The following is a 25,324-nucleotide window of genomic DNA, read 5'->3' as shown; positions in this document are numbered from 1 at the left end:
CCTCGACCGTCCTGCTCCGACTGTCCGGCCCCGATCGTCCTGCTCGCGGCGACCGGGGCCGCGGCCGCCTCAGATCGAGGTGCGGTGGAAGCCCTGGAAGGAGCGCGACGGCGTCGGGCCGCGCTGGCCCTGGTAGCGCGAGCCGTACCTCTCCGAGCCATAGGGGTGCTCGGAGGGCGAGGAGAGCCGGAAGAAGCAGAACTGCCCGATCTTCATGCCGGGGTAGAGCTTGATCGGCAGCGTCGCCACGTTGGCCAGCTCCAGGGTGACGTGGCCGGAGAAGCCGGGGTCGACGAAGCCGGCGGTGGCGTGGGTCAGCAGCCCGAGGCGCCCCAGCGAGGACTTGCCCTCCACGCGCGCCGCGATGTCGTCGGGCAGCGTCACGACCTCGTACGTCGACCCCAGCACGAACTCGCCCGGGTGCAGGATGAACGCCTCGTCGCCCTCGGGCTCGACGATCCGGGTGAGGTCGGACTGGTCGGCCGCGGGGTCGATGTGGGGGTACTTGTGGTTCTCGAAGACACGGAAGTACCGGTCGAGGCGCACGTCGATGCTCGACGGCTGGAGCATCTGCGGCTCCCACGGGTCGAGGGCCACACGGCCGCCGTCGATCTCGGCCAGGATGTCGCGGTCGCTGAGCAGCACGCGCCTCAACCTACCGGCCCCGCGCCGACCGGACCCTGACGTCCGGGGCTCGGCCCGCTCCCGCATCATGGATCGGTGACCTACCAGCGCTACGTCGCCCTGGGCGACTCCTTCACCGAGGGCGTCGGCGACCCCGACCCCGACCGCCCCAACGGCCTGCGGGGCTGGGCCGACCGCGTCGCCGAGGTCCTCGGCGCGGCCTCGCCCGACTTCGGCTACGCCAACCTCGCCATCCGCGGCCGCAAGCTCGACGGGATCCTCGCCGAGCAGCTCGAGCCGGCGCTGGCCCTCGAGCCCGACCTGGTCACGATCTACGCCGGCGCCAACGACATCCTGCGCCCCTCGGTCGACCTCGACGCCCTCGCCGAGCGCTACGACGCCGCGCTCGGCCGCCTCGCCGCCACCGGCGCGCGCCTGCTGGTGTGGACCGCCTTCGACCCGGGCGGCTCGGCGATCTACCGCCCGGTGCGCCCCCGCTTCGCGCTCTACAACGAGCTGGTGCGCGAGGCCGCCGACCGCCACGGCGCCACCATCGTCGACTTCTGGCGCCTCAAGGAGTACCGCGACTGGCGGCTGTGGGACGAGGACCGCATGCACATGGGCCCCGCCGGCCACCAGCGGATGGCCGTCGAGGTGCTCGACGCCCTCGGCGTCGCGCACGACCTCGCGCCGCTGCCCCTGCGCGAGGCCGCGCCGACGACGCGACGCGAGCAGGCCGCCGCGCACGCGACGTGGCTGCGCGAGAGCGCAGTACCGTGGGTGCACCGACGGCTCACCGGACGCTCCTCCGGCGACGGCCTCTCCCCCAAGCACCCGACGCTGACCCGCGACCTGACCGCCCGGTCCGCACCCTCCTCTGCACCCTCCGGGGCGTGATCGTCTAGCATGACGCCGTCGCCGGGGCCGCCCCTCGGTGATGTTGCGGATGTAGCTCAGTTGGTAGAGCGCGACCTTCCCAAGGTCGATGTCGCGAGTTCGAGTCTCGTCATCCGCTCCACACACCGGCAGGCCGGCCCCCACCCGGGCCGCCTGCCGGTTCCTGCTCCAGCGGCGCTGCACCCCGCCGGCACCCTCCGGGTCGGTCGGACCTCCGGGCCGCCCGACGACGTGGCGCGCGGCTCCGACACCTGCTAGACCGGAGGGGTCGGTGCGATCCGGGGGGAGGCACCGGCGGTCGATCGCCGTCACATCCCCGCCCGCGTGGCGGCGGTCGGCCCTCGGCAGCGCCACCGTCCCCCGGTGACCCCGGCGACGGGGGGCTTTACACGGGGTGACGCCGGGGGCACAGTGGGGCTTGTCACAGAAATTTGACGGTCTCGCCCCGAGGTCTCCTCGCGGCGCGGTCCCCGCTCGGACGGCGCTGTCCCCCCGGAGCCGTCCGAGCGGGGCACAGCTCACCACCGGCCCCCTAGCCTCACGACGTGAGGATCGAAGCCACGGCGGGACCACCCGGCGGACCAGCGCAGGAGTGCTACGTGCGCCAGGGCACCGACTACCTCTCGATGGTCACCGACATCATGGCCGCCATCCCGCCCGGCTGGGACCTCACCGCCATCACGACCGGGCCCGACCGCCCTGGCGGCTCCCCGGCCGCACCACGACCCCTCGACCGGTCGAAGCGCCGCCCCCCGCCCCCGCCCCGGGGCTCCTAGCGTCGCGGCTGCCACCCGGCCCGGCTCCCGGTCCTCGCCCGGGCCGCCACTCGCTGACGCCGTCCGCTCCAATGCTCCTCCCGCGACCGGCAGGCGCCCCCGGGCAGGAGTACGGTGGGGAGCATCACCCGCGACGCCGGGCCCGTCGGGTCCGCCGAGACGCAGGTGCGGAAGGTGGACGTCATGACGACGTCACCGCACGCCCCGTCCCCCGCTGCCCCGGTCGCCTCCGCGCCGGGCGGCACCGCCGTCGCCAGCCAGCCGCTGCGCCTGAGCATCGCCGAGGATCCCCAGGGTCCCGTCGACGGCGCGTGGTGGCCACGCTCGCGCGACCTGGTCACCGAGGTCGCCGACCTCGTCGACCACTTCCCCGTCGAGGTCGGGCGCCTCGACCGGCTGCTGTTCTCCCGCCCCGACTGGGACGACCCGGAGGGCGTCGCCACCCCGCGCCGGGTCCGCGCGGCCCGCGGCACGGTCAAGACCGGCTCCTTCCCCAGCGACGACACCCACCTCGTCGTGGCCAAGCTGGCCTCGGGTCGGCGGGTCCGTCTCGTCGTCGTGCCGCCCGACACCATCGAGTCCGAGGCCCGCGCCGTCATGACCGCCGCGGGCGGCCCCGACGACCACCGGACCGCCCGTGAGCTGCTGGGCCTCGACACCGACCAGCGCGACGACCTCGGCCACCAGGCCTGGGACGACGACGGCGCCGGCGCCACCCCCTGACCCGGCCCGGGCTCCCCCGCGACCCGGGCCCGCCCGGGTCGCGCGCCGGCGCGGCCTAGGCTCGCCGGGTGGAGTTCACCGGTTTCCCCGTCGCAGCGCTCGACTTCTACGACGACCTCGAGGTCGACAACACCAAGTCGTTCTGGGAGAGGCACCGCGGGGTCTACGAGGAGTCGGTGAAGGCCCCCTTCGCCGCGCTCGCCGAGGTGCTGGCCCCGGAGTTCGGGGCGGTGAAGGTCTTCCGTCCCTACCGCGACGTGCGCTTCGCCAAGGACAAGACGCCCTACAAGACCCACCAGGGCGCCTTCGCGGCCGCGGGCCCGTCGACCGGGTGGTACGTCGAGCTCTCCCCGCGCGGCCTGCGCACCGGCGCCGGCTTCTACGAGGCCTCGGGGGGTCGGCTCCAGGCCTTCCGCGCCGCCGTCGCCCACGACCTCTACGGCGCGGAGCTCGAGTCGCTCCTCGCCACGCTGGTCGGCGAGGGCTTCGAGGTGGGCGGCGACCGGCTCAAGACCTCGCCGCGCGGCTACGACGCCGACCACCCGCGCATCGACCTGCTGCGCCACCGCTCCCTGACCGTCGGGCGGTCCCACGGCTTCGAGCCGGTCATCCACACCCCCGCCGCCCTCGACCTCGTCCGCGACGACTGGCGCACCCTGCGACCCCTCGTCGACTGGGCCCGGCGCCACTGCCAGGACTGACTCCGCCCGTCCTGGCCGCGCGCCGGCCGTCCTACTGACCGTTGCGACCACTGGCCGACCGTTGTGACGCCCTGCCAGTGGTCGCAACGGTCAGTAGGACGCGGGCGGGGGCGTCGACCGGCGGCGCGCGGCGCACCGCACCGAGCCGCCCACCGGTCGTGGCCGGGAGTTCACCGGCCGGCCGCCCGCCGCTGCCACCGTGCGGGCCATGGCCAAGCGCAGGATCTACCTCCACATCGGTCTTCCCGGCGCCGGCGGCGCCTTCCTCCCCGCGGCGCTCGCCCACCACGCCTCGGCGCTCGCCGCCGCGGGCGTGCACGTGCCGACCCGCGCCGGCGACGAGGTGCTGCGGGCCGCCGTCGAGCTGCGGCGCGACCACAAGCAGCACGGCTACCGCCGCCGCGAGGTCGAGGGCACCTGGGCGGCCCTGTGCCACCGCGCCCGGAAGGCCTGCGCGAAGGGCGAGAGCGTCGTGCTGGGCGAGGAGCACCTCGCCGGCGCCGACACCGACCAGATCGCCCTGCTCCTCGACGCGCTGAGCGGGTGGGAGGTGCACGTCGTGGCCGTCGTCGCCGACCCCGCCTCCCAGCTGGTGGGCGCCTGGGCCGACACCATCCGCGCCGGGGCCACCCGCTCGCTGCGCCGCTGGACCCGTCGGGTGCTCGACCCCGCCCGCGAGGCGCCCGAGTCCGTCGCCTTCTGGGCCGAGCACGACCTCGAGGGCGTGCTGCACCGGTGGTCCGCCGCGCTGCGCCGCCCCGACCGGGTGCACGTGGTCGTCGCACCCCGCGCCGACGACGCCAGCGCCCCCGTCTCCCGCCGCGACCGCGCCGCCTCGGTGTGGGCCGACCTCGGTCGCGTGGTCGGCTTCGACGCCGCTGCGCTCCCGCTCACCGAGGTCGACACCGACCCCGGCGCCCGGCTCGACGCGACCGGCCTGGCCGTGCTGCGCGGGGTCAACCGGGCCGTCGACGGCCGCGTGGCCCCCGGCGCGCAGCGACGCGTGGTGTCGGACCACCTGGCCCGCCGCGAGGAGGAGGCCTCGGGCCCGGAGCTCCCGACGCTCCCCGCCGAGCTCCACGGCGAGCTGCGCGACCTCGCCGAGCGCTGGGCCAAGGCGGTGGCCGACGCCGGCTGGCTGCTGTACGGCGATGCCGCCGACCTCGTGCCGGCGCTGCCGACCCGCGCGGTCGACCCCGACGAGGTCGGCCCCGGCGCGCGGCTGGCCTCGGTGACCGACTCGGTCGCCGACCTGCTGGTCGAGGTGGCCCGCCTGCGCGAGGAGAACGACGCCCTCGCCCGCCGTACCGCGAAGCTCGAGCGCAAGCGCACCAAGCTCAAGACCCGGCTGGCCGCCGCCACCGCAGCCGGCCCAGCCGGCCCAGCCGGCCCAGCCGACGGGGGCTGACGGACCGGGGCCCGAGCCCGCACGACCAGCGGCCGCGGGCAGGTCGCCGCAGGTCAGTGCGGCTGCCAGGCGTCCTCGTCGGAGGTCCGCTCGGTGACGGTGCTGGGCAGCTCGCGGTCGGCGAGCTGCTGGATGGAGACCTGCTCGAAGACGTCGCGCAGGGCGCGGCGGGCGGCGATCCAGACGTGCTGCAGCTCCCCCGCGGCCTCGTTGTAGGTCACGGCCTCCGGGCGCAGGCCGTAGACCGAGACCAGCGGGCCGTCGACGGCCCGGATGACGTCGGCCACCGACACGTCGCCCGCGGCGCGCCCCATGCGCCAGCCGCCGGACTGACCGCGCTGCGACATCACGATGCCGGCGCGTCGCAGGTCGGCGAGGATCGCCTGCAGGAAGCCGTGGGGGATCTCCTGGAGCCGGCCGAGCTCCTCGGCGCTGACCGCGCGACCGTCGGCGCGCGAGGCCATCTCGATGAGGGCCCGCAGGGCGTAGTCGGACTTGGCGGAGACGCGCATGGGGCCAGTCTGTCAGATGAGTCGACCCCTCCAGTCGACCTTGGCGACTCACGCGACTCAGTAGCCCTGACCGGGCACGTGCCGGGCCGGGTCAGTGCGCCCGCTGCGCCCGGCGTACGTCGGGCACGTCGAGCCGCACCCCCTCACGCGCGAACTGCTCGAGCCGCACCGCCCAGGCGACCCACAGCACCCACAGCACCACCACGAGGGCGGCGAGCAGCCCCGTGGTGACGGCGTCGGCGTCGCGCAGGCCGGCCAGGGTGGTGACGTTGGTGAGCACGATGACGCCGCCGGCGACGACGCCCAGCACCCGGGCGGGCAGGTGCCGCACGACGAGGGCGGCCACCGGGGCGGCCACGGCCCCGCCGAGCATGAGCGCGAGCACGACCGCGCCGTCGATGCCGGCCCGACCGAGGCCGAGGAGGAAGCCGAGCGAGCCGCCCACGGCGACCACGAACTCGGCGGTGTCGACGGACCCGACGACCTTGCGCGGCTCGAGGCGGCCCGAGGAGAGCAGCGTGCTGGTGCCGACCGGGCCCCAGCCGCCCCCGCCGACGGCGTCGAGGGCACCGGCCACCAGGCCGACGGGCGCGAGGAGCGCGGCCCGCGGGGGCGGGCCGGGGCGCGGGGTGCGGGTGCCCTGGGCGAGGAAGCGCAGCGTGACCCAGCAGCCCAGCACGAGCAGCACGACGGCGACCACCGGCACCGCCACGTCGGCGTCGAGGCCCACCAGGAAGGTCGCGCCCGCGAAGGCGCCCACGAAGCCGGGCACGGCGAGGATGCCGACCGTGCGCCAGTCGGTGTTGCCCAGCGCGTGGTGGGCGGCCCCGGAGACCAGCGTCGTGCCGATCTCGGAGAGGTGGATCGCCGCCGAGGCCGCGGCCGGGCCCATCCCGGCCGCCAGCAGCAGCGTCGCCGAGGTGACGCCGTAGCCCATGCCGACCGAGCCGTCGACCAGCTGCGCGGCCAGTCCGACCAGGGCGAGCACGACCAGCCTGCGCACCACGTCCCCCTCCGGTCGGCGTCGGTCGGGGCGCACGCGCCGTCGACCGACTAATTCGATCAAGACGGTCGACTTTAGCGCGCAGCGGCGCGCCCCACCACCTGTTCCCGCAGACCCACCCGCGGGCCGTCGCGACCCCGACCGTTCGCTTGCGCGGGCGAGCGGCCGCTCCTACCATGATGTTACCGACCAGTAAACCGACGGGTAACCGACGTCACCACCGGTCCCCGGCGCCACCGCCGGCAGCACCACCGGCAGCACCCCGACCGGCCCGCCCACCGGCGACCGAACCCCAGCGACGAACCAGAAGGTGTGGATCAGTGAGCCACTACAAGAGCAACCTGCGCGACATCGAGTTCAACCTCTTCGAGGTGCTCGGACGCGACGAGATCCTCGGCACCGGCCCCTTCGCGGAGGTCGACGGCGACACCGCCCGCGAGATCCTCGCCGAGGTCGACCGCCTCTCCCGCGAGGAGCTGGCCGCGTCGTACGAGGACAGCGACCGCAACCCGCCGGTCTTCGACCCGGCCACCAACACCGCGCCGATCCCCGCGTCGTTCAAGAAGAGCTACCAGGCCTGGATGGACTCCGAGTACTGGCGCCTGCAGATCTCCGAGGAGCTCGGCGGCACCCCGGCCCCCTCCTCGCTGGTGTGGGCCCTCGGCGAGCTGGTGCTCGGCGCCAACGCCCCCGTGTGGATGTACGGCGCGGGCGCCCCCTTCGCCGGCGTGGTCCACCGCAACGGCAACGAGCGCGACAAGCGCATCGCCGAGATCATGGTCGAGCGCCAGTGGGGCGCCACCATGGTGCTCACCGAGCCCGACGCCGGCTCCGACGTCGGCGCGGGCCGCGCCAAGGCCACGCCCAACGAGGACGGCTCCTGGAACATCGAGGGCGTCAAGCGCTTCATCACCTCGGCCGAGCACGACATGAGCGAGAACATCATGCACCTCGTGCTCGCCCGCCCCGTGGGCGTCGAGGGCGTCGGCGGGCCCGGCACCAAGGGCCTCTCGCTCTTCCTGCTCCCCCAGCACCACTTCGACCACCAGACCGGTGAGCTCACCGGCGAGCGCAACGGCGTCTACGTCACCAACGTCGAGCACAAGATGGGGATCAAGGTCTCCAACACCTGCGAGGTCACCTTCGGCGACCCCTCCGTCGGCGGCGGCGAGCCGGCCAAGGGCTGGCTGCTCGGCGAGGTGCACAACGGCATCGCGCAGATGTTCCAGGTCATCGAGAACGCCCGCATGATGGTGGGCACGAAGGCCATCGCGACGCTGTCGACCGGCTACCTCAACGCCCTCGACTACGCCAAGACCCGCCAGCAGGGCGCCGACCTGACCCAGTCGGGCGACAAGACCGCCCCGCGCGTCACCATCACCCACCACCCCGACGTGCGCCGCTCGCTGATGGTGCAGAAGTCCTTCTCCGAGGCCATGCGCGCCCTGGTGCTCTACACCGCCTCCTACCAGGACCAGGTGATGCTCGCCGAGCACGCCGGCACGACCGACACCGACGAGGTCAAGCTCGCCGCCGCGGTCAACGACCTGCTCCTGCCGATCGTCAAGGGCTACGGCTCGGAGCGCTCGTGGGTGCTGCTGGGCACCGAGTCGCTGCAGACCTTCGGCGGCTCCGGCTTCCTGCAGGAGTACCCCATCGAGCAGTACGTCCGCGACGCCAAGATCGACACCCTCTACGAGGGCACGACCGCGATCCAGGGCCAGGACTTCTTCTTCCGCAAGATCGTCAAGGACCAGGGCCGGGCGCTGGGCCACCTCGCCGGCCAGGTCCAGGCCTTCCTCGACGCCGAGGGCGGCAACGGCCGGCTGAAGAACGAGCGCGCGCTGCTCGCGACCGCGCTCGAGGACACCAACGCCATGGTCGGGCACATGATCAACGACCTGATGTCGGCCCAGGACGAGATCCGCAACATCTACAAGGTCGGCCTCAACACCAGCCGCCTGCTGATGGCCCTGGGCGACGTGGTCTGCGGCTGGCTGCTGCTGCGCCAGGCCGAGGTCGCGCTGGAGAAGCTCGGCGGCGAGCCGAGCGCCAAGGACAAGGCGTTCTACGAGGGCAAGGTCGCCGCCGCGCAGTTCTTCGCGCAGTACAACCTGCCCAAGATCAGCGCCGAGCGCGCCATCGCCGAGGCCACCGGCCTGGACCTGATGGACCTCGACGAGGCGTCGTTCTGACCCACCGGCCGATCGCCGGCTGACCCCCGGCAGGCCCCCTGCCCGGAGCCCCGCCCGGAGCCCTACCACCCCGCACCACCGCCGACCCGCCCGGTCCTCCGGGCGGGTCGGCGTGCGTCCCGGCCCCCCGTCGGGGGGACCCGTGGTCCCCCGCGGCCCCGTAGGATCGAGGCACGCCTCTCGCTCCTCGGACCCGGAAGGGCCCCGCTTGCTGCTCCTCGTGACCGCCCACCTCCTGGTGGCGGCGCTGTGCCCCGTCCTCGTCCGCACCCTCGGCCTCCGGGCCTTCTGGCTGGTCGCCACCGTGCCCGCGGCGACCACCGTGTGGGCCCTGACGCAGACCTCACGCGTCGCCGACGGTCGGGCGCGCGTCGAGGTCACCGGGTGGGTGCCCTCGCTGGGGCTCGACCTCGCCTTCCGCATGGGCGCCCTGCAGTGGCTGCTGGTGCTGGTGGTGGCCGGGATCGGGGCGGTCGTGCTGGCCTACTGCCGGTGGTACTTCTCCCCCGACTCGCGCGACCTGGGCCGCTTCGCCGGCGTGCTGGTCGCCTTCGTCGGCGCGATGCTCGGGCTGGTCCTGGCCGACGACCTGCTGCTGGTCTACGTCTTCTGGGAGCTGACCACGGTCTTCTCCTTCGTGCTCATCGGCCACGACCCCACCCGGCGCGCCCACCGCCAGTCGGCGCTCCAGGCACTGCTCGTCACGACCTTCGGCGGTCTGGCCATGCTGGTCGGGATGCTGCTGCTCGGCCACGCCGCCGGCACCTTCCGCATCAGCGAGATCCTGGCCGACCCGCCCACCGGCACCGCGGTGACCGTGGCCGTGCTCCTGGTGCTCGTGGGCGCCGCGACCAAGTCGGCGCTGCTGCCCTTCCACTTCTGGCTGCCGGGGGCGATGGTCGCCCCGACCCCGGTGAGCGCCTACCTCCACGCCGCCTCGATGGTGAAGGCCGGCGTCTACCTCGTGGCCCTGCTCGCCCCCGCCTTCGCGGCCTCCGCCGGCTGGCGCCCGGCCCTGCTCGTGCTGGGGGTGGCCACCATGCTGCTCGGCGGCTGGCGCGCGCTGCGCCAGATCGACGTCAAGCTGCTGCTGGCCTACGGCACGGTGAGCCAGCTGGGCTTCCTGCTCGTCGTGCTGGGTCTCGGCACGCGCAGCGCCACCCTGGCCGGCCTCGGGCTGCTGCTGGCCCACACGCTCTTCAAGGCCGCGCTCTTCCTCGTCGTCGGCGTCATCGACCGCTCCACCGGCACCCGCGACATGCACGAGCTCTCCGGCCTCGGCCGGCGCCTGCCCGTGCTGGCGGCGGCCGCGACACTGGCCGCCGCCTCGATGGCCGGGGTGCCGCCGCTGCTGGGCTTCGTGTCGAAGGAGGCCTCCCTGGTGGCCCTGGTCGACCTGGCCCGCGAGGGCGAGGGCACCGGTCTGGGCCCCGTCGCCGGCTGGGCCGTGCTGCTCGGCGTCGTGGCCGGCTCGGTGCTCACCGCGGCCTACTCCGCCCGCTTCGTGTGGGGCGCCTTCGCCACCAAGCCCGGGGTGGAGCCGACCCGGGTCGACCACGTGCCGGCCGGGTTCGCCGCCGGCCCGGTGCTGCTGACCGGCCTCACCGTCGCGCTCGGCCTGCTCGGGCCGACCCTCACCGGGCTGCTCGCCCCCGCGGTCGAGGTCTTCCCCGAGGGAGCCCACGAGCCCGAGCTGACGCTGTGGCACGGCCCCGGCCTGGCGCTGCTGCTCTCGGTGGTCGTGCTGGCCCTGGGCGCCGCGGCCCACGTCGGACGCGCCCCCGTGGCCCGCCTCCAGGGCAGCTGGGGCACCGACCGCAGCCTCGAGCACGGCTACCGGCTGGTGATGCGCGGCGTCGACCGGGCCGCGGTCGAGGTCACCGGCCTGACCCAGCGCGGGTCGGTGTCGACGTACCTCGCGATCATCCTGCTCGTCGTGCTCGTCGTGCCGGGCTCGACGCTGCTGCTGGCCGACGCCTCCGAGATCGACGTCGTCGCCTGGGACACCCCCGCGCAGGCCGTCGTCGGGCTGGTCGCCGTGGGCGCCGCGGTCATGGCCACCCGCGCCCGCCGCCGCCTCCGCGCGGTCGTGCTGGCCGGGGTCACCGGCTACGGCGCGGCCCTGCTCTTCGTGCTCCACGGCGCCCCCGACCTGGCGCTGACCCAGATCCTCGTCGAGACCGTCTCGCTGCTGGTCTTCGTGCTCGTGCTGCGCCGGCTGCCGGAGTACTTCACCGACCGGCCGCTGGCCCGCAGCCGCTGGTGGCGCGTGGCGCTCGCCGTCGCGGTGGGCACGGCGGTCGCGGGCTTCATGCTCGTCGCCGGCTCCGCGCGCACCGCCGCCCCCGTCTCGATCGCCTTCCCCCCCGAGGCGGTGTCGTACGGCGGGGGCAAGAACATCGTCAACGTCGTGCTGGTCGACGTGCGGGCCTGGGACACGCTCGGCGAGCTCTCGGTGCTGGTCGCCGCCGCGACCGGCGTCGCCAGCCTCGTCTTCGTCACCGCCCGCGACGCCGGGATCCGGCGCGTGCACGAGATCCCCTACCCCGCGGGCGTGCGCAAGATCCCGACCCGCCCGGGCCGGCGCGCCTGGCTGCCCGGCTCGCGGACCCTGAGCCCCGACCGCCGCTCGATCGTCTTCGAGGTCATCACCCGGCTGCTCTTCCACGCCATGGTCGTCTTCTCGGTCTACCTGCTCATCGCCGGCCACAACCTGCCCGGCGGCGGCTTCGCCGCGGGCATGGTCACGGGGCTGGCGCTGGCCGTGCGCTACCTCGCGGGCGGGCGCTACGAGCTCGACGAGGCCGCCCCGATCGACGCCGGCCGCCTCATCGGCGCCGGTCTCGCCGTGGCCGCCGCCTCCGCGATGGCGCCGCTGGCCTTCGGCGGCTCGGTGCTGCAGAGCGCCGACATCACGATCCACCTCGGCCCGCTGGGCGAGCCGCACCTGGTCACCTCGGTCTTCTTCGACATCGGGGTCTACCTCGTGGTCATCGGCCTGGTGCTCGACCTGCTGCGCGCGCTCGGCTCGCGCATCGACCGCCACATCCTGGCCGACGAGCGCGCCGCCCTGGCCGAGCGCCGTGGCGACACCGCCCCCGACCCCGCGCGCGGCCCCACGACCCAGCCGACCGACCAGCCCACCGACCAGGCCACCCCGGAAGGAGCCCGCTGATGGAGGAGGTCAACCTCACCCTCACCCTGACCGGGGCGGCGCTCGTGGGCTGCGGGGTCTACCTGCTGCTCGAGCGCAGCCTCACCCGCGTGCTGGTCGGGCTGGTCGTGCTCAGCAACGGCATCAGCCTGCTCTACCTCGTGGCCGGCGGGAAGGCCGGCAACGCCCCCATCGTCGGGAAGGCCGAGGGCCGCCTCAGCGACGCGCTGCCCCAGGCCCTCGTGCTCACCGCCATCGTCATCACCCTCGGCACCACCGCCTTCGTGGTGGCCATGGCCTACCGCAGCTGGCAGCTCAACGGCCACGACGACGTGCAGGACGACGTCGAGGACGCCTCGATCCGCCGCCGCGCCGACCTCGACGAGTCCTCCCAGGGCTACGACCTCGACTCCGCCGACACCTCCGAGCGCCCGGCCGAGGAGGGGAGCCGCCCGTGAACGTCGAGGCCCTCGTGCCCCTGCCCGTCGTGCTGCCGCTGCTCGGCGCCGGCGCCACCCTCATGCTCTCGCACCGCCCGCAGCTCCAGCGCGCGATCAGCCTCGGCAGCCTCGTGGCGGTCACCGTGCTGGCCGCGGTGCTGCTGGTGGCCGCCGACCGCAGCGGCCCGCAGGTGATCTGGATCGGCGGCTGGCCGGAACCGCTGGGCGTCTCGCTGGTCGCCGACCGGCTCTCGGCGCTGATGCTGCTGGTCTCGGCCGTGGTGGTCACGGCGGTCCTGGCGTACTCGCTGGGTCAGGGCATGACCGGCGACGACGAGGAGCACGCCTCGCTGTCGATCTACCACCCCACCTTCCTGGTGCTGGTGGCCGGCGTCTCCAACGCCTTCCTGGCCGGCGACCTCTTCAACCTCTTCGTGAGCTTCGAGATGCTGCTCTTCGCCAGCTACGTGCTGCTGACCCTCGGTGGCACCGAGGCCCGCATCCGCGCCGGCACGATCTACGTCGTCGTCAACCTGATGTCCTCGATGCTCTTCCTCATCTCCATCGCGGTCGTCTACGCCGCCACCGGCAGCCTCAACCTGGCCCAGCTCTCCCAGCGCATCGCCGAGCTGCCCGACCACGTCGCGCTGATGCTCCAGCTGCTGCTGCTGACCACCTTCGCGATCAAGGCGGCCGTCTTCCCGCTGTCGTTCTGGCTGCCCGACAGCTACCCCACCGCGCCGGCGCCGGTCACGGCCGTCTTCGCGGGCCTGCTCACCAAGGTCGGCGTCTACGCCATCCTGCGCGTGCAGACGCTGCTCTTCCCCGACAGCCCGCTCACCGACCTGCTGCTGTGGGCGGCGCTGCTGACCATGGTCGTGGGCATCCTCGGCGCCATCGCGCAGAGCGACATCAAGCGCATGCTGTCCTTCACCCTGGTCAGCCACATCGGCTACATGATCTTCGGCATCGGCCTGGCCACCGACGCCGGCGTCTCCGGGGCGATCTTCTACGTCGCCCACCACATCACCATCCAGACCGCGCTCTTCCTCGTCGTCGGTCTGGTCGAGCGCCGCGCGGGCAGCACCTCGCTGATCCGCCTCGGCGGGCTGGCGCGCCTCGCGCCGCTGCTGGGGCTGCTCTTCTTCGTGCCGGCGATGAACCTCGCCGGCATCCCGCCGCTCTCGGGCTTCCTGGGCAAGGTCGGCCTGCTCCAGGCCGGCGTCGACGTCGGGACGCCCCTGGCCTACGCCCTGGTCGCCGGGGCCGTGGCGACCAGCCTGCTGACCCTCTACGCCGTGGCCAAGACCTGGGCCGTGGCCTTCTGGCGCTCCCCCGAGGAGGCCCACGAGGCCGCCGCCAGCCTGCCCGACCCGGGCTTCGACACCGGCCCCCACACCGGTCAGGTCGGCGGCGGCTCGCTGGCCCGCGTGGCCGCCGACGACGGCGGCCCCCTGCCCGGTGCGGCGCTGTCGGTGAGCGACGTCGCCGAGGCCGAGCGGATCGTCAGCGACGAGACGCCCGACCGCGACCTGCACCAGCGCCTGTGCGACGGCGACCTGCCCGAGCGGCTGCCGCTGTCGATGGTGCTGCCGACCGCCGGGCTGGTGGCCTTCAGCCTGGTGCTCAGCGTGGTGGCCGGGCCGCTCTTCGGCTTCACCGACCGCGCGGCCGCCGACCTGCGCGAGCGCACGGCCTACGTCGAGACCGTGCTCGCCGAGGTGCCCTCGTGAGCCCGCGCATGCGCACCCGCCGCGACGGCAGCAGCACCCCCTCGCGGCGTCACGCCGTGCAGCCGGTCTCGGTGGTCTGGCTGACCGTCGTCTGGACGCTGCTGTGGGGCTTCCCCGACGTGCTGATCGTGCTCTCCGGGGTGCTCGTGGCGGTGCTGGTGTGCCTGGTCTTCCCGATGCCGCGTCTGCGGCTGGGCGGGCGGCTGCGCCCGCTCGCGCTGGCGCGACTGCTGGGCCGCTTCGCGGTCGACGTGGTCGCCGCCAGCGTGCAGGTCGCGCTCATCGTGCTGCGCCCGCGCTGCGTGCCGCGCAGCGCCGTGGTGGCCGTGCCGCTGCGCGCGGAGTCGGACCTGGTGCTCACCACCGTCGCCGTCCTGGTCTCGCTCGTGCCCGGCAGCGTGGTCGTCGAGACCCGCCGCTCCACCCACACCCTCTACCTGCACGTGCTCGACGTCGCCGACGAGGGCGCCGCCCAGCGCTACCGCGACGACGTGCTCGCCCTGGAGGCGCGGGTGCTCGCCGCCTTCGCCCCCGAGGACCCGGGCGCGGACGCCGCCGCGGCCGCTGCGGCGGGGCTGGCCGCCGACGGCGGGGGCGGGTCGGCCGGGGGCGGGTCGGCCGCCGGCCGCACGTCCGGACCCCCGTCACGCGACACCGACCGCGACCGGGAGGCCGCCCCGTGAGCCCCAGCGACCTCGTGACCACCGCCTGCGTGGTGATGCTCGGCCTCGCCGCCGTGCTGCTCGTCGTGCGGATCACCCGCGGCCCCACCGTGCTCGACCGCACCGTCGCCCTCGACGTGCTCGTCGCCGTGGTCATCTGCGCCATCGCCGTCGACGCCGTCGAGCGCGACACCTCCACCACCCTGCCCGTGCTGCTCGTGCTGACCCTGGTCGGCTTCGTCGGGTCGGTCGCGGTGGCGCGCTTCGCCAAGGGCAGCGACGACGTCGACGCCGAGAGCGGCGACGAGGCCGAGGGGGGCCGGCTGTGAGCGCCCTGACCGCCCTGACCCCCCTGGCCGCCATGACCTCGGTGCCCGAGGTGGCGGCGCAGGTCAGCGACGTCGTCGGGTCGGTGCTGCTGCTGGCCGGCTGCGCCCTCTCGCTCATCGCCGCGATCGGCATGGTGCGCCTGCCCGACCTGCTGACCCGCATGCACGCCGCGACCAAGCCGCAGGTGCTCGGCCTGGTGCTCGTCATCGCCGGTCTCGCCCTGCGGCTGCGCGAGCCCGAGGCGCTGGGCATGCTCGTGCTGGTCGTGCTCTTCCAGATGGCCACCGCCCCCGTCGCCGCCCACATGGTGGGCCGGGCCGCCTTCCGCGGCGACCAGGTCGACCGCGAGCGGCTGGTGGTCGACGAGCTCTCCGAGGGCGTCCGCGACCTCGGCGACGAGCCCCGCGGCGCGCCGTAGGGCCGTGGCTGCCCGCGGCCGACCTGCACGCCGAGCCGCCGCCGACCTGCCGGCTGTCACGCCCCGATGCCTCGTCTGCCGACCCGTCGTGACGGGGCGGCCGACGAGGTGACTCGGCGTCACGGCTGACGGGCTGCGCGGCTGACGGGCGGGGCGGGCGTCAGCGGGGGCGGGGGGTGAGGGGGCGCAGGGCGGCGGCCGCCTCGGTCCTCACCACGTCGCTGAGGCGCCCCAGCAGGGGCGAGTCGAGCCGCCAGCGCTGCCAGTGCAGCGCCACGTCGACCCGGTCGCGGCCCGGTCGGTCGCCGGCGGCGAGCAGCACCAGCCGACCGGACGCGAGGTCGGGCCCGAGCTGCGGCTCGGGCACCAGCCCCCAGCCGAGCCCGCGGCGCACCGCCTCGTGGAAGTCGGCGGAGGTCGGCACGCGGTGCACCACCGGGGGCCGGACGTGGCCGCGGGCGGCGAGCAGGTCGTCCTGGAGAGCGTCCTTCTCGTTGAAGACCACCACCGGCATCGCGGCCCAGTCGGCCCGGCCCGCGCGCACCCAGCGCTCCGCGAAGGCGGGTGAGGCGGCCGGGCGGTAGCGCAGCACCCCCAGCGGCCCCACCGTGCACCCCTGCACCGCCACGGGGTCGCTGGTGACCGCGGCCAGGGCCTCGCCGCGGCGCAGCAGCTCGGTCGAGGTGGCCTGGTCCTCGACGTCGAGGCGCAGCGCGACACCGGGCCAGCCGCCGACGGCGCCGAGCACCCCGCCGAACCACGTGGCCAGCGAGTCGGCGTTGACCGCCACCCGCAGCTCCACCACCGCGCCGCTGGCGCTCAGCTCCTCGCGGGCCTCGGCCCACAGCAGGCTGGTCTCGCGCCCCAGCCGCACCAGCCGCTCGCCCGCGGGCGTGGGGGCGCAGGGCGCCGTACGCCGGACGAGGACCTGGCCCGCCGCCGACTCCAACGCACGGATGCGCTGGCTGACCGCGCTCGGCGTCACGCTCAGCGCGCGGGCCGCGGCCTCGAAGCTGCCGGTGTCGGCGATCGCCACCAGGGCGGCGAGCTGGGCGGGCTGCAGGTCCATGAAGCCACGCTAAGGCACCCTGAGGATCATTCGCTGGCCTTCACCACCGCACGGCCCTAGCGTCGGGGCCGTGATCCTCGACCTCGGCGCCGGCCTGCTCACCGGGCTCTCCCTCATCGTGGCCATCGGCGCGCAGAACGCCTTCGTGCTGCGCCAGGGACTGCTGCGCCGCCACGTCGGGGCCGTCGTCGCGGTGTGCGCGGTCTCCGACCTCGTGCTGATCCTCGCCGGGGTCGCCGGCATCGGCACCCTGGTCGAGCGCGCCCCGCTCGCCCTCGAGGTGGTGCGGTGGCTGGGGGTGGCGTTCCTGACGGCCTACGGCCTGCGCTCGCTGCTCGCCGCGCGCAGCTCCTCGGCGCTGCGCACCACCGGCGCCGCGTCGGCCGCGCTCGGCTCGACGGTGGCGACGGCGGCCGCGCTGACCTGGCTCAACCCGCACGTCTACCTCGACACCGTGCTGCTGCTCGGCTCGATCGCGAGCGCACACGGGCCCGAGGGACGGTGGTGGTTCGCCGCCGGCGCGTGCGCGGCGTCGGTGCTGTGGTTCGCCGGGCTCGGCTACGGCGCGCGGCTGGCCTCGGGCCTCTTCGCCCGGCCGCGGGCGTGGCAGGTGCTCGACGTGGTCATCGGCGTCGTGATGCTGCTGATCGCGGTCTCGCTCGCGCTGCGGTGAGCCCCGGGGCCGGGCCCCGGCGGTCGCGTCTCAGCGGGCGCGCCGCAGGGCGGCCTTGGCCTTCTCCGCGGCGGTGATGGCGCCGGCCTTGGCCTTGTCGACGCCGGTGCGGGCGCCGGGGGCCGCGGGGGTGACACCGGCCTTGCGGAGGTAGGAGTTGGCGCGCAGCACCTTGGCCTCGGTGGCCAGGGCCGGGCTGCGCCACGTCACCGAGAGCGAGATCGACAGCGCGGGGCCGTTGACGACCTTGTGCTGGGTGTAGGGCGGCACGTAGATGCCGCGGCCCGGCTCGAGCACGTGGTCGACGGGGTCCTGCACGTCGGCCTTGAGGTTGCGGTGGCCGCCGGCCACGAGGCGCTCCGCCTCGGCCGCGCGCGCCTCGGGGCTCATCCAGGTGCCGGTGATCATCGTCTTGCTGCCCTGCACCTGCAGCAGCACGTTGTGCTCGGGGTCGATGTGGCTGGGCGTCATCGAGCCCGGGGCGGAGAGGAAGACGAAGCCCTCGCGGTTGTAGGCCTGGCCGGGCCCGGAGACGAGGTCCTCGATCTCGTCGAGGCAGGCGTCGAGGAGGGCGCTGTAGCGCGGGTCCTGCTCGACGTTCTTGATCACGCACCACGCGCCGTTGGTCTCCAGGCCGAGGATCATCTCGCGCAGCTCCAGGTCGAGCCGCGGGGCGTTGCCGTCGGCCACCACGTCGGGCAGGGCGCCCACGTTGTGCTCGATGCTGTCGGCCGGCAGCGACACCGCGAGGTCGGCCAGCGACTCCAGGGTGAGCAGCTCGTGGCTGCGCAGCTGGTGACTGACCTCCTGCGGCTCGCCGGTCTCGCCGGCGGTGCGCAGGGCGGCGGTGGACTGCTCGTCGAGGTGGAGCAGGGTCATGGTCGTGCCTCTTCCGGGGTCGTGGGTGCGGTGGCGGTGCTGGCGGTGCCGGTGACGGTGGTGCGTGGCGCGGCGGACGTCGTCGCGGTGGGGGCGCGGGTGCGGTCGGGAGCGGGGCGGTCGTGCCGGGCGCGCCACCGGTGGCGGACCCCGTCGACGGTCTCCAGCAGGCGGGGTGCCGTGCGGACCGCCCACTCGCCGGCCCCGGGCCGCAGCGCGACGGCGAGGGTGACCAGCTCGCGGCGGTCGGGGTGCAGGCGGTCGGCCATCGGGTGCCCGGGGTCGGCGCAGGTGTCGACCAGCGCGGCGCCGGTGTCGGGGAAGCGGCGCAGCTGCTCGACATAGAGCAGCAGGCCCGGGGAGTGGGCGGCGTGCTGCTCGTCGTAGGCCGTCTTCCAGGTGAAGACCGTGTCGCCCTCGCGCACGTCGACGAGCACCGCGACGGCGCTGCCGTCGCCGGCGAGCAGGGCCAGCACCGAGAGCGCGCCGCGGGCGTGGAGGGCGCGACAGGCCTCGACGAAGAACGCCCGCTGGTCGGCGTGGTGGGCGATGGCGCCGCCGTCGGCGCCCTTCCACCCGGCGGCCTCGAGACGCAGGAAGGTCTCGACGCCCTCGTCGGCACGGCCGGCCTCGGCCAGGTCCACGACCTGCAGGCCTCCGCCGACGCTCTCGTCAAGGCGGCGCCACACCCGGCGCAGCTCCTTGCGGCGCTTGCCCGGCAGCTGCCGGGCGACGTAGTCGACGGGGTGGTCGACGGGGTGGTCGACGGGGTGGTCGGGCGAGGGGGCGCCGGTCGGGTCGCGGCGGGTCACCGCCCGCCGGAGGGAGTCCAGGCGGCGGGTCGAGCGACCGGTCCGGGCCGCCGCCGCCTCGACGTCGCGGGCCACGTCGGCGTCGAGGGAGGTCAGCACCAGCCAGGGGTCCTCGCCGTCGCGGGCCAGGCGCTCGAGCGCCGTACGCCACCCGCCGACGCCGAGCTCCGGCGCCACGAGCGGGGTGCCGAGGAAGTGCTGGGTGTGCTGCCAGGTCGTGGTCGCCCGCACGGGCAGGCGGCGGTGACGACGGCGGCCGGCCACGGGCAGCAGCAGCGCGAGGCGGCCGGCGTCGTCGCGCACCGTCAGGAGCCGCACGTCGTCGCCGCCCAGGTGGCGCAGCGCCGGTGGCAGCATGTCGGGGCCGTGGAAGGGGTTGGCGTGGCGCGCACGGGCGGCGAGGTCGTGCCAGTCGGCGACCAACCCTCCAGCGGGCGCGGCGTCGACCAGCTGCCCGGCCGGGCGAGCGGCGTGGGAGGCGCTGGGGGACACGAGGGCTCCATCGGGCGAGGCGTCAGGTTCGCACGGGAGCCGAGTCGAGGGGCGCCGCGGCACGCGGAACCCCTCCCCCCGCGCTCTGGTATACCCCGGGCTCCCAGCAGCAAACGGAGCCGGCCCCCCGGGCGGGGCGACCCCGGTCACGTCGCGACCGGCCCGGGCCGAGTCGCTGCGAGGCGGGCGGGACGGCCGAGCAGGCGGGCAGGGGTTGGAGCCAGGGGCACAGTCGTGCCCCTCCCCCTAGCACGCAGAAAGGTCGTCCGGGCCGGGTCGCCGCGACTCCGCAACTCAGCGACTCCGCGACTCAGCGACTCCGCGAGCGCAGGCTCGGCGCGTGGATCGCAGGCGGCTGGTGCGTGCGATCCACGCGTCAGGCCCGAGGGTCCAGGACCGAGGGTCCAGGACCGAGGGTCCAGGCCCGAGGGTCCAGGCCCGAGGGTCAAGGCCCGAGGGTCCAGGCCCGAGGGCTCAGGCGGGGCGCACGGGTCCGCCGCCGGGCGCAGCGGCCTCGAGGACGACGACGGGGTCGCCCACGCGCACGACCGGCGGTGGCGCCCCGGCGGGGAGACCGGTCAGGTCGGGGACGAGGTTGACCCCGAACCACGTGGCGCCGTCCCAGCGGCGGATCCGGGCCAGGGAGGCGATCGGCTCGCGGCCGCGCTCGGCGGTGTCGGGGTCGACGGTGGTCATCACGCAGCGCGCACAGCCCTTCACGGCGCGGAGCACGACGTCGCCGACCTGGACGCGGCGCCAGTCGTCCTCGGCCCAGGCGCTGGTGCCGGCGACGACGAGGTTGGGACGGAAGCGGGTCATGCCCAGCGGCTCACCGGCGGGCTGGTGGGTCTCCTGGCTGCGCTCGAGCACGGCGTCGTCGAGGGCGGCCAGCGAGGCCTCGGTGGTGACGAGGAGCGGGTAGCCGTCGGCCAGCGACACCCGGTCGTCCGCGTCCGAGAAACGGGGGTCGGTCGGGCGCTGGGCCGGGTCGTCGAGGTGCACCAGCCGGGCCGGGCGGCCCAGCACGCGGGTGCTCCAGTCGTCGGTGTCGGGCCCGGCGACGGCCACGTCGAGCACCGACCCCCACAGGTGCGCGGTGACCCGCTCGGCTCCGGCAGGCAGCGCGACGTCGAGCGGCTCGGCACCGGGGGCGTGCAGGCGCACGCCGTACGCCGTCTCCTCGGGGCGCACGAGCAGCAGCCCGTTGACCTCGCGCGCGGTGAGCGCGTCACCGTCGGGGTCGACGAACATCCAGCGCCGGTCGCCCGCGAGGCCCCAGGGCTCGACGGCCGCGTCGGCGAGGCTCTCGCCGCGGCAGGACTTGACCGGGTAGCGGTGGATCGACCGGAGGGTGGCGCTCACGACGGTGAGGCTAGTCGCCACGGGCGCCGCGGCACGCGAGCGCAGCGCGACGCGATCTCGCCCGCAGGTCGGCCGGAGCGTGCGGCCGGGCCCGCCTACGCGTCCCGCGCACCCGGGTCGGCGACGTCCTGGTGGAGGTCGAGACGGGCGACGGTCTCACCCTCGCTGAGCTCGCCGGTGGGGACGAAGCCGAGGCCCGCGTAGAAGGGGGCGGGGCTGCCGGGGCCCTCGTGGTAGGTGACGTAGGCCGCCGAGCAGCCACGCGAGCGGAGCTCGGCGCAGACCGCCCTCACGGCGGCGGCGCCGTGGCCGCGACCCTGGTGGGCGGCGTCGACGTTGAGCCGCCACAGACCGCTGCGGACGTCGGCGGGGTCGTCGTCCCACTCCACGTCGAGGAAGGCCATGACGAAGCCGACGACCTCCTCGCCCGAGGGCCGGGTCGGCCGCGCGGACGGTCCGTCGTCACCGGGGGCCGCACCGCCGGTGGCTGCCTCACCGGTGGTCCCGCCCGAGGGCCGCGTCGCGACGATCGCCCGCGGCCAGGCGACCGGACCGTGCGCGTAGGCCTCGGCCAGCGACTTCGCGACCGAGCCGACGAAGTGGTCCTGGTCGGGGCGCACGGCGACCTCGAGCAGGGCGTCGATGTTCTCCCCCGTGACCGGGTCGAGACGCACGCCCCCGGCACCGGCGTCCGCGGCCCGGTCGGCGGCAGCGCTCACGAGGCACCACCGAGCGGCAGCTCGAGCACGGCAGGGGCTCCGGCGGCGATCCGCACGGGCACGCCCCAGTCCTGCTGGTGCATCCGGCAGGCCGCGCCCTCCCCGCCGTCGGCGTCGCACGAGGCGGCGCGCGCCGCCACGTGGAGCACGCCCTCGCCCACGTGGGGGTCGAGCTCGAGCACACGGGTGAGGTCGGTGCCGCGACCCGAGCCCGAGCGCAGCAGCGCGGGCGGCGTCGCCTCCACCACCAGCTGGGCGGCGGGGCCGAAGCGGTCGTCGACCTTCTGCCCCGGCGGCGGCTCGAAGCTCACCACCAGCTCCACGCCGCCGGCGACCTCGGTGACCGGGCGCTGGGTGACGTGGGCGAACCCCCCGGCCCGGGCGACCTCGCGCCCCAGCGGCACACGGGTCAGGCGGTGGGCGGTCGACTCCACGACGACGAGCACGGCGGCGTCACCGGGCTGCCCGCCGACCTCGACGTACGCCGCACTGGGCTCGGCCAGGTCGGTGGCGAGCGTGGTGAGCCGGCCGGTCGCGGGGTCCCAGCGCCGCACGGCGCCGTTGTAGGTGTCGCACACCGCGACGCTCCCGTCGGGCAGGACCGTGACGCCGAGCGGGTGCTGCAGCAAGGCGGGCCCGTCGGCGCCGCCCGCACCGTCGCGGAAGCCGAACTCGAAGAGACCGGAGCCGACCGCGGTGCCGACCTGCCCGTCGGCGTCGATCCACCGCAGCGAGGAGGTCTCGGAGTCGGCCAGCCACATCCGGTCGCCGGCGGGGGCCAGCCGCGAGGTCTGCGCGAACCACGCCTCGGGCCCCGGCCCGTCGAGCAGGCCCTCGTGGCTGGTGCCTGCGGCGACCTCGACGTCGCCGGTGCGGGGGTCGAAGGTCCACAGCTGGTGCACCCCGGCCATGGCGATCCAGACCCGTCCGCGCCACCAGGCGACGTCCCACGGCGAGGAGAGCCGGCTGGTGCCGTCGAGGTCGGTGGCCTGGTGGCCGTCGCCGGCGAGCACGCGGGTCTCCCCCGTGGCCAGCGTCAACCCCTGGAGCCGGTGGCCGACGGTGTCGGCGACGACGACGTCGTAGCCCACCTCGGCGGCCAGGTCGGACGGCAGCAGGCACAGCCCGTTGGGCTCGCGGAAGCCGTCGACGCGGCGCACCACCGCGCCGTCGGCGTCGAGCTCGACCACCTCGTCGTGGCCGGCGTCGGCCACCAGCACCGACCCGCCCGGCAGCGGCACCGCCGAGGCCGGGAAGCGCAGGTCGGTGGGCTCGACCACGGGCGGCACGTAGGGCGAGCCGGCCGGCTGCAGGGTGCCGCGCTCGCGGTGCTCGGCGACGAGCTCCTCGAGCAGGGCGGCCACGGCGTGGGCGTGGCCCTCCCCGGCGTACTGCGCGACGACGTAGCCCTCGGGGTCGATGAGCACCAGGGTCGGCCAGGCGCGGGCGGTGTAGGCCTGCCAGGTGACCAGGTCGGGGTCGTCGAGCACCGGGTGGTGCACGGAGTAGCGCTCCACCGCGGCGGCCAGGGCGTCGGGGTCGGCCTCGTGGACGAACTTCGGGGAGTGCACGCCGACCACGACGAGCTCCTCGGCCCACTGCTCCTCCACCGGGCGCAGCTCGTCGAGCACGTGGAGGCAGTTGACGCAGCAGAAGGTCCAGAAGTCGAGCAGCACGAAGCGCCCGCGCAGGTCGCGCAGGGCCAGCGGCCCGTCGGTGTTCAGCCAGCCGCGCCCGACCAGCTCGGGGGCGCGCACACGGGGTCGACGACTCATGGGCTCCAGCCTAGGAGGGTGCGCAGGAGGGCGCCCCGACGGTCGGGGGAGGGCGCCGGGCGCGTGCGGGCCAGCCTGGGGAGAACCGCCGAAGACGCAGGTGAGAGGCTCGGCAGGCGGTACCGTCGACCCTGTCCACACCGAGGAGACCCCGCCGATGAGCAGCGTCGTCACGACCGGGGTCCTCGACCCCGCGCCGTACGACGCGTATGCCCGCATGGTGCAGCGCCTGCTCGACGTGCCGGTGGCCCTGGTGACCCTGGTCGAGCCCGAGCGGCAGTGGTTCCCCGGCGCCGTGGGCCTGCCGGCCGAGGTCGAGGCCGTGCGCGAGACCCCGCTGTCGCACTCGGTGTGCCAGTACGTCGTGGCCGACGCCTCCCCCCTGGTCATCGAGGACACCCGCCTCGACGACCGGCTGCGCGGCAACGGCGCGGTCGTCGACCTCGACGTGATCGCCTACGCCGGCTGGCCGCTCACCGACCACGCCGGCCTCGTGGTCGGCTCGCTGTGCGCCATCGACCACCGGCCCCGGGCCTGGAGCGACGACGACCTCGCGGTGCTCGAGGACGTCGCCGCGGCCTGCTCGGCGGCGCTGTCGGAGCGCCGGCTGCGCGAGCTGGCCTCGGAGTCGGCGCGTCGCGCCCACGACCTCTCCAGCCGCAGCAGAGTGCTGCTCGCGCTCAGCGAGGCCCTCTCGGCCACCCTCACCCTCACCGACGTGGCCGCCGCGCTCCAGCGCACCGCCCTGGAGCAGCTCGGCTGCATCCGCGCCGGCCTGTGGGTCACCGACGCCCACGACCCGATCCGCTCCGCCGACCTGCCGCTGGCCCAGCCCGCGACCCGGGGGATGCTGCGCTACGTCAGCCCCGCGGGCGACACCTGGGGCTCGGCGCGGCTCAACCACGCCCTGGGCCTCGACGACTCCAACCCCGTGGGGCACAGCGTGGTGGACCAGCGGGCGATCAGCTTCCCCGACACCGAGACGCAGAACCGCCGCTACCCCGACCTCGACTACAGCGAGCAGGTCGGCCAGGCGCGCAGCTTCTGGCCGCTCGTCGAGCGCGGCGAGGTGCTCGGCGCGATGGCGCTGGTCTGGGAGGAGCGGCGCGTCCTCACCGACGACGAGCTCGTCACCCTCGGCGCGCTCGCCGCCTACACCGCGCAGGCCGCCCGCCGCGCCCTGCTCACCGGGTCGCAGGCCGACTCGCTGGTGACGCTGCAGCGGGCCCTGCTGCCACGACTGCCCGAGGGCGGCGCCCTCAGCCTCGCCGCGCGCTACCGCCCCGCGGCCGAGCGCGACCAGGTGGGCGGCGACTGGTACGACGCCGTCACCCTCGCCTCGGGTGCCACGAGCCTGATGATCGGCGACGTCGTGGGCCACGACGTCGCCGCGGCCGCCACCATGGGCACGCTGCGCACGATGCTGCGCGCGCTGACCTGGTCGCACGGCGACGCCACCGCGCAGAACGTCTCGCGCCTCGACGCCGCCATGCGCGACCTGGGCGTGGAGGGCATGGCCACCCTGGTGCACCTGTGGGTGCAGCCCGACACCGGCGACGGCGCCCGGCCCGGGGACGCCGTGCTGCGCTGGACCAACGCCGGCCACGTGCCGCCGCTGCTGCTCGACCCCCACGGCACCGCCCGCCTGCTCGCCCCCGAGCCGGCCGACCTCATGGTGGGGGTCGACGCCACCGTCGAGCGCCGCGAGCACACCGCGCGGGTGGAGGCGGGCTCCACGCTGCTGCTCTACACCGACGGCCTCATCGAGCGCCGCCGCGAGAGCATCGACGCCGGCCTGGCCCGCCTCGCCGCCGTCGCCGCGCGCCACCACGCGCTGGCGCTGCCCGACTTCCTCGACGCCGTGCTGGCCGACGCCGCCGACGACAGCGACCACGCCCACGACGACGACGTGGCGCTGCTCGCCGTACGGTTCACGGGCTGAGGCGTCCCGGCCGGCGACCGGGCGG

General features: G+C 75.3%; 23 protein-coding genes and 1 tRNA gene. 15 read left to right on the top strand and 9 right to left on the bottom strand.

Features of this window, described 5'->3' with window-relative positions; translation table 11 throughout:
- Nucleotides 1–69: 69 nt before the first annotated feature.
- Nucleotides 70–645: a dCTP deaminase gene (dcd, locus tag IR170_RS07700; protein ID WP_056864915.1), complete on the bottom strand. Its 576-nt coding sequence runs from the start codon at nt 643–645 to the stop codon at nt 70–72.
- A gap of 75 nt (nt 646–720) precedes the next feature.
- Here dcd and IR170_RS07695 point away from each other — a divergent pair, with 75 nt between their 5' ends.
- The 6 genes from IR170_RS07695 to IR170_RS07670 all read left to right on the top strand — a co-directional run bounded on the left by IR170_RS07695 (nt 721) and on the right by IR170_RS07670 (nt 5,129).
- On the top strand, nt 721–1,521 hold the full coding sequence (locus IR170_RS07695) for an SGNH/GDSL hydrolase family protein (protein WP_193661895.1): 801 nt from the start codon (nt 721–723) through the stop codon (nt 1,519–1,521).
- Nucleotides 1,522–1,566: 45 nt separating this feature from the next.
- Nucleotides 1,567–1,642 (top strand) — tRNA-Gly (locus tag IR170_RS07690).
- A 424-nt stretch (nt 1,643–2,066) separates the two neighbouring features.
- Nucleotides 2,067–2,297 carry a hypothetical protein gene (locus IR170_RS07685; protein ID WP_193661894.1) on the top strand — a complete coding sequence of 77 codons (231 nt, stop codon included), beginning with the start codon at nt 2,067–2,069 and terminating at the stop codon, nt 2,295–2,297.
- A 183-nt stretch (nt 2,298–2,480) separates the two neighbouring features.
- On the top strand, nt 2,481–3,020 hold the full coding sequence (locus IR170_RS07680) for a DUF5994 family protein (protein ID WP_193661893.1): 540 nt from the start codon (nt 2,481–2,483) through the stop codon (nt 3,018–3,020).
- Nucleotides 3,021–3,088: 68 nt separating this feature from the next.
- Entirely contained in the window at nt 3,089–3,721 is a 633-nt protein-coding gene (locus IR170_RS07675) for a DUF2461 domain-containing protein (protein WP_193661892.1), read from the top strand.
- 208 nt (nt 3,722–3,929) lie between these two features.
- On the top strand, nt 3,930–5,129 hold the full coding sequence (locus IR170_RS07670; protein ID WP_193661891.1) for a hypothetical protein: 1,200 nt from the start codon (nt 3,930–3,932) through the stop codon (nt 5,127–5,129).
- A 53-nt stretch (nt 5,130–5,182) separates the two neighbouring features.
- On the opposite strand, the gene IR170_RS07665 is transcribed toward IR170_RS07670, so the two are convergent.
- Nucleotides 5,183–5,641 carry an RrF2 family transcriptional regulator gene (locus IR170_RS07665; RefSeq protein ID WP_056864920.1) on the bottom strand — a complete coding sequence of 153 codons (459 nt, stop codon included), beginning with the start codon at nt 5,639–5,641 and terminating at the stop codon, nt 5,183–5,185.
- Between the two features lie 91 nt (nt 5,642–5,732).
- On the bottom strand, nt 5,733–6,644 hold the full coding sequence (locus tag IR170_RS07660) for a sulfite exporter TauE/SafE family protein (RefSeq protein ID WP_193661890.1): 912 nt from the start codon (nt 6,642–6,644) through the stop codon (nt 5,733–5,735).
- A gap of 320 nt (nt 6,645–6,964) precedes the next feature.
- Between IR170_RS07660 and IR170_RS07655 the strand changes: the two genes are divergently transcribed.
- The 7 genes from IR170_RS07655 (at nt 6,965) to mnhG (ending at nt 15,576) form a co-directional block, all read left to right on the top strand.
- Nucleotides 6,965–8,839 (top strand): acyl-CoA dehydrogenase, encoded by a 1,875-nt coding sequence (locus IR170_RS07655; protein ID WP_193661889.1) that lies wholly within the window; start codon nt 6,965–6,967, stop codon nt 8,837–8,839.
- A 208-nt stretch (nt 8,840–9,047) separates the two neighbouring features.
- Nucleotides 9,048–12,014: a Na+/H+ antiporter subunit A gene (locus IR170_RS07650; protein WP_193661888.1), complete on the top strand. Its 2,967-nt coding sequence runs from the start codon at nt 9,048–9,050 to the stop codon at nt 12,012–12,014.
- Nucleotides 12,014–12,451, top strand: coding sequence for a Na(+)/H(+) antiporter subunit C (locus IR170_RS07645; RefSeq protein ID WP_056905258.1), 438 nt, complete (start codon nt 12,014–12,016; stop codon nt 12,449–12,451). Before IR170_RS07650 ends, IR170_RS07645 begins: the two co-directional genes overlap by 1 nt.
- Nucleotides 12,448–14,166, top strand: a complete 1,719-nt coding sequence (locus IR170_RS07640) for a Na+/H+ antiporter subunit D (RefSeq protein WP_193661887.1) — start codon at nt 12,448–12,450, stop codon at nt 14,164–14,166. Before IR170_RS07645 ends, IR170_RS07640 begins: the two co-directional genes overlap by 4 nt.
- Nucleotides 14,163–14,849, top strand: coding sequence for a Na+/H+ antiporter subunit E (locus tag IR170_RS07635; RefSeq protein ID WP_319804959.1), 687 nt, complete (start codon nt 14,163–14,165; stop codon nt 14,847–14,849). The genes IR170_RS07640 and IR170_RS07635 overlap by 4 nt, the downstream gene beginning before the upstream one ends.
- Complete coding sequence (locus IR170_RS07630) at nt 14,846–15,157, top strand: monovalent cation/H+ antiporter complex subunit F (protein WP_228941562.1); 312 nt, start codon at nt 14,846–14,848, stop codon at nt 15,155–15,157. Before IR170_RS07635 ends, IR170_RS07630 begins: the two co-directional genes overlap by 4 nt.
- Nucleotides 15,154–15,576, top strand: a complete 423-nt coding sequence (gene mnhG / locus IR170_RS07625) for a monovalent cation/H(+) antiporter subunit G (RefSeq protein ID WP_319804958.1) — start codon at nt 15,154–15,156, stop codon at nt 15,574–15,576. Before IR170_RS07630 ends, mnhG begins: the two co-directional genes overlap by 4 nt.
- Nucleotides 15,577–15,736: 160 nt before the next feature.
- On the opposite strand, the gene IR170_RS07620 is transcribed toward mnhG, so the two are convergent.
- Nucleotides 15,737–16,645, bottom strand: coding sequence for a LysR family transcriptional regulator ArgP (locus IR170_RS07620; RefSeq protein ID WP_193661886.1), 909 nt, complete (start codon nt 16,643–16,645; stop codon nt 15,737–15,739).
- A 73-nt stretch (nt 16,646–16,718) separates the two neighbouring features.
- On the opposite strand from IR170_RS07620, the gene IR170_RS07615 reads away from it, so the two are divergent.
- Nucleotides 16,719–17,318 carry a LysE/ArgO family amino acid transporter gene (locus IR170_RS07615; RefSeq protein WP_374108190.1) on the top strand — a complete coding sequence of 200 codons (600 nt, stop codon included), beginning with the start codon at nt 16,719–16,721 and terminating at the stop codon, nt 17,316–17,318.
- A 30-nt stretch (nt 17,319–17,348) separates the two neighbouring features.
- Here IR170_RS07615 and IR170_RS07610 read toward each other — a convergent pair whose 3' ends face one another.
- The 5 genes from IR170_RS07610 to IR170_RS07590 form a co-directional block, all read right to left on the bottom strand.
- Nucleotides 17,349–18,197: a JmjC domain-containing protein gene (locus IR170_RS07610; protein ID WP_193661884.1), complete on the bottom strand. Its 849-nt coding sequence runs from the start codon at nt 18,195–18,197 to the stop codon at nt 17,349–17,351.
- Complete coding sequence (locus IR170_RS07605; protein WP_193661883.1) at nt 18,194–19,501, bottom strand: GNAT family N-acetyltransferase; 1,308 nt, start codon at nt 19,499–19,501, stop codon at nt 18,194–18,196. The genes IR170_RS07610 and IR170_RS07605 overlap by 4 nt, the downstream gene beginning before the upstream one ends.
- A gap of 474 nt (nt 19,502–19,975) precedes the next feature.
- Nucleotides 19,976–20,863, bottom strand: a complete 888-nt coding sequence (locus IR170_RS07600) for an MOSC domain-containing protein (protein ID WP_319804957.1) — start codon at nt 20,861–20,863, stop codon at nt 19,976–19,978.
- Between the two features lie 95 nt (nt 20,864–20,958).
- Nucleotides 20,959–21,582, bottom strand: a complete 624-nt coding sequence (locus tag IR170_RS07595) for a GNAT family N-acetyltransferase (RefSeq protein ID WP_319804956.1) — start codon at nt 21,580–21,582, stop codon at nt 20,959–20,961.
- Nucleotides 21,579–23,357, bottom strand: coding sequence for a thioredoxin-like domain-containing protein (locus IR170_RS07590; protein ID WP_193661881.1), 1,779 nt, complete (start codon nt 23,355–23,357; stop codon nt 21,579–21,581). The genes IR170_RS07595 and IR170_RS07590 overlap by 4 nt, the downstream gene beginning before the upstream one ends.
- A 157-nt stretch (nt 23,358–23,514) precedes the next feature.
- On the opposite strand from IR170_RS07590, the gene IR170_RS07585 reads away from it, so the two are divergent.
- Nucleotides 23,515–25,299 carry a GAF domain-containing SpoIIE family protein phosphatase gene (locus IR170_RS07585; protein WP_193661880.1) on the top strand — a complete coding sequence of 595 codons (1,785 nt, stop codon included), beginning with the start codon at nt 23,515–23,517 and terminating at the stop codon, nt 25,297–25,299.
- Nucleotides 25,300–25,324: the final 25 nt, after the last annotated feature.

Origin of the sequence: Nocardioides kribbensis, assembly GCF_015070375.1 — a bacterium.
GTDB classification, from domain to species: Bacteria; Actinomycetota; Actinomycetes; order Propionibacteriales; family Nocardioidaceae; genus Nocardioides; species Nocardioides kribbensis.
This window is presented reverse-complemented; position numbering and strand designations above follow the sequence as displayed.

Excerpts from the sequence above, each read along its gene's own strand:
- IR170_RS07680 (WP_193661893.1), top strand. The coding sequence starts at position 2,481 with ATGACGACGTCACCGCACGCCCCGTCCCCCGCTGCCCCGGTCGCCTCC.
- IR170_RS07670 (WP_193661891.1), top strand. The coding sequence starts at position 3,930 with ATGGCCAAGCGCAGGATCTACCTCCACATCGGTCTTCCCGGCGCCGGC.
- IR170_RS07665 (WP_056864920.1), bottom strand. The coding sequence starts at position 5,641 with ATGCGCGTCTCCGCCAAGTCCGACTACGCCCTGCGGGCCCTCATCGAG.
- IR170_RS07645 (WP_056905258.1), top strand. The coding sequence starts at position 12,014 with ATGGAGGAGGTCAACCTCACCCTCACCCTGACCGGGGCGGCGCTCGTG.
- IR170_RS07620 (WP_193661886.1), bottom strand. The coding sequence starts at position 16,645 with ATGGACCTGCAGCCCGCCCAGCTCGCCGCCCTGGTGGCGATCGCCGAC.
- IR170_RS07610 (WP_193661884.1), bottom strand. The coding sequence starts at position 18,197 with ATGACCCTGCTCCACCTCGACGAGCAGTCCACCGCCGCCCTGCGCACC.
- IR170_RS07590 (WP_193661881.1), bottom strand. The coding sequence starts at position 23,357 with ATGAGTCGTCGACCCCGTGTGCGCGCCCCCGAGCTGGTCGGGCGCGGC.
- IR170_RS07585 (WP_193661880.1), top strand. The coding sequence starts at position 23,515 with ATGAGCAGCGTCGTCACGACCGGGGTCCTCGACCCCGCGCCGTACGAC.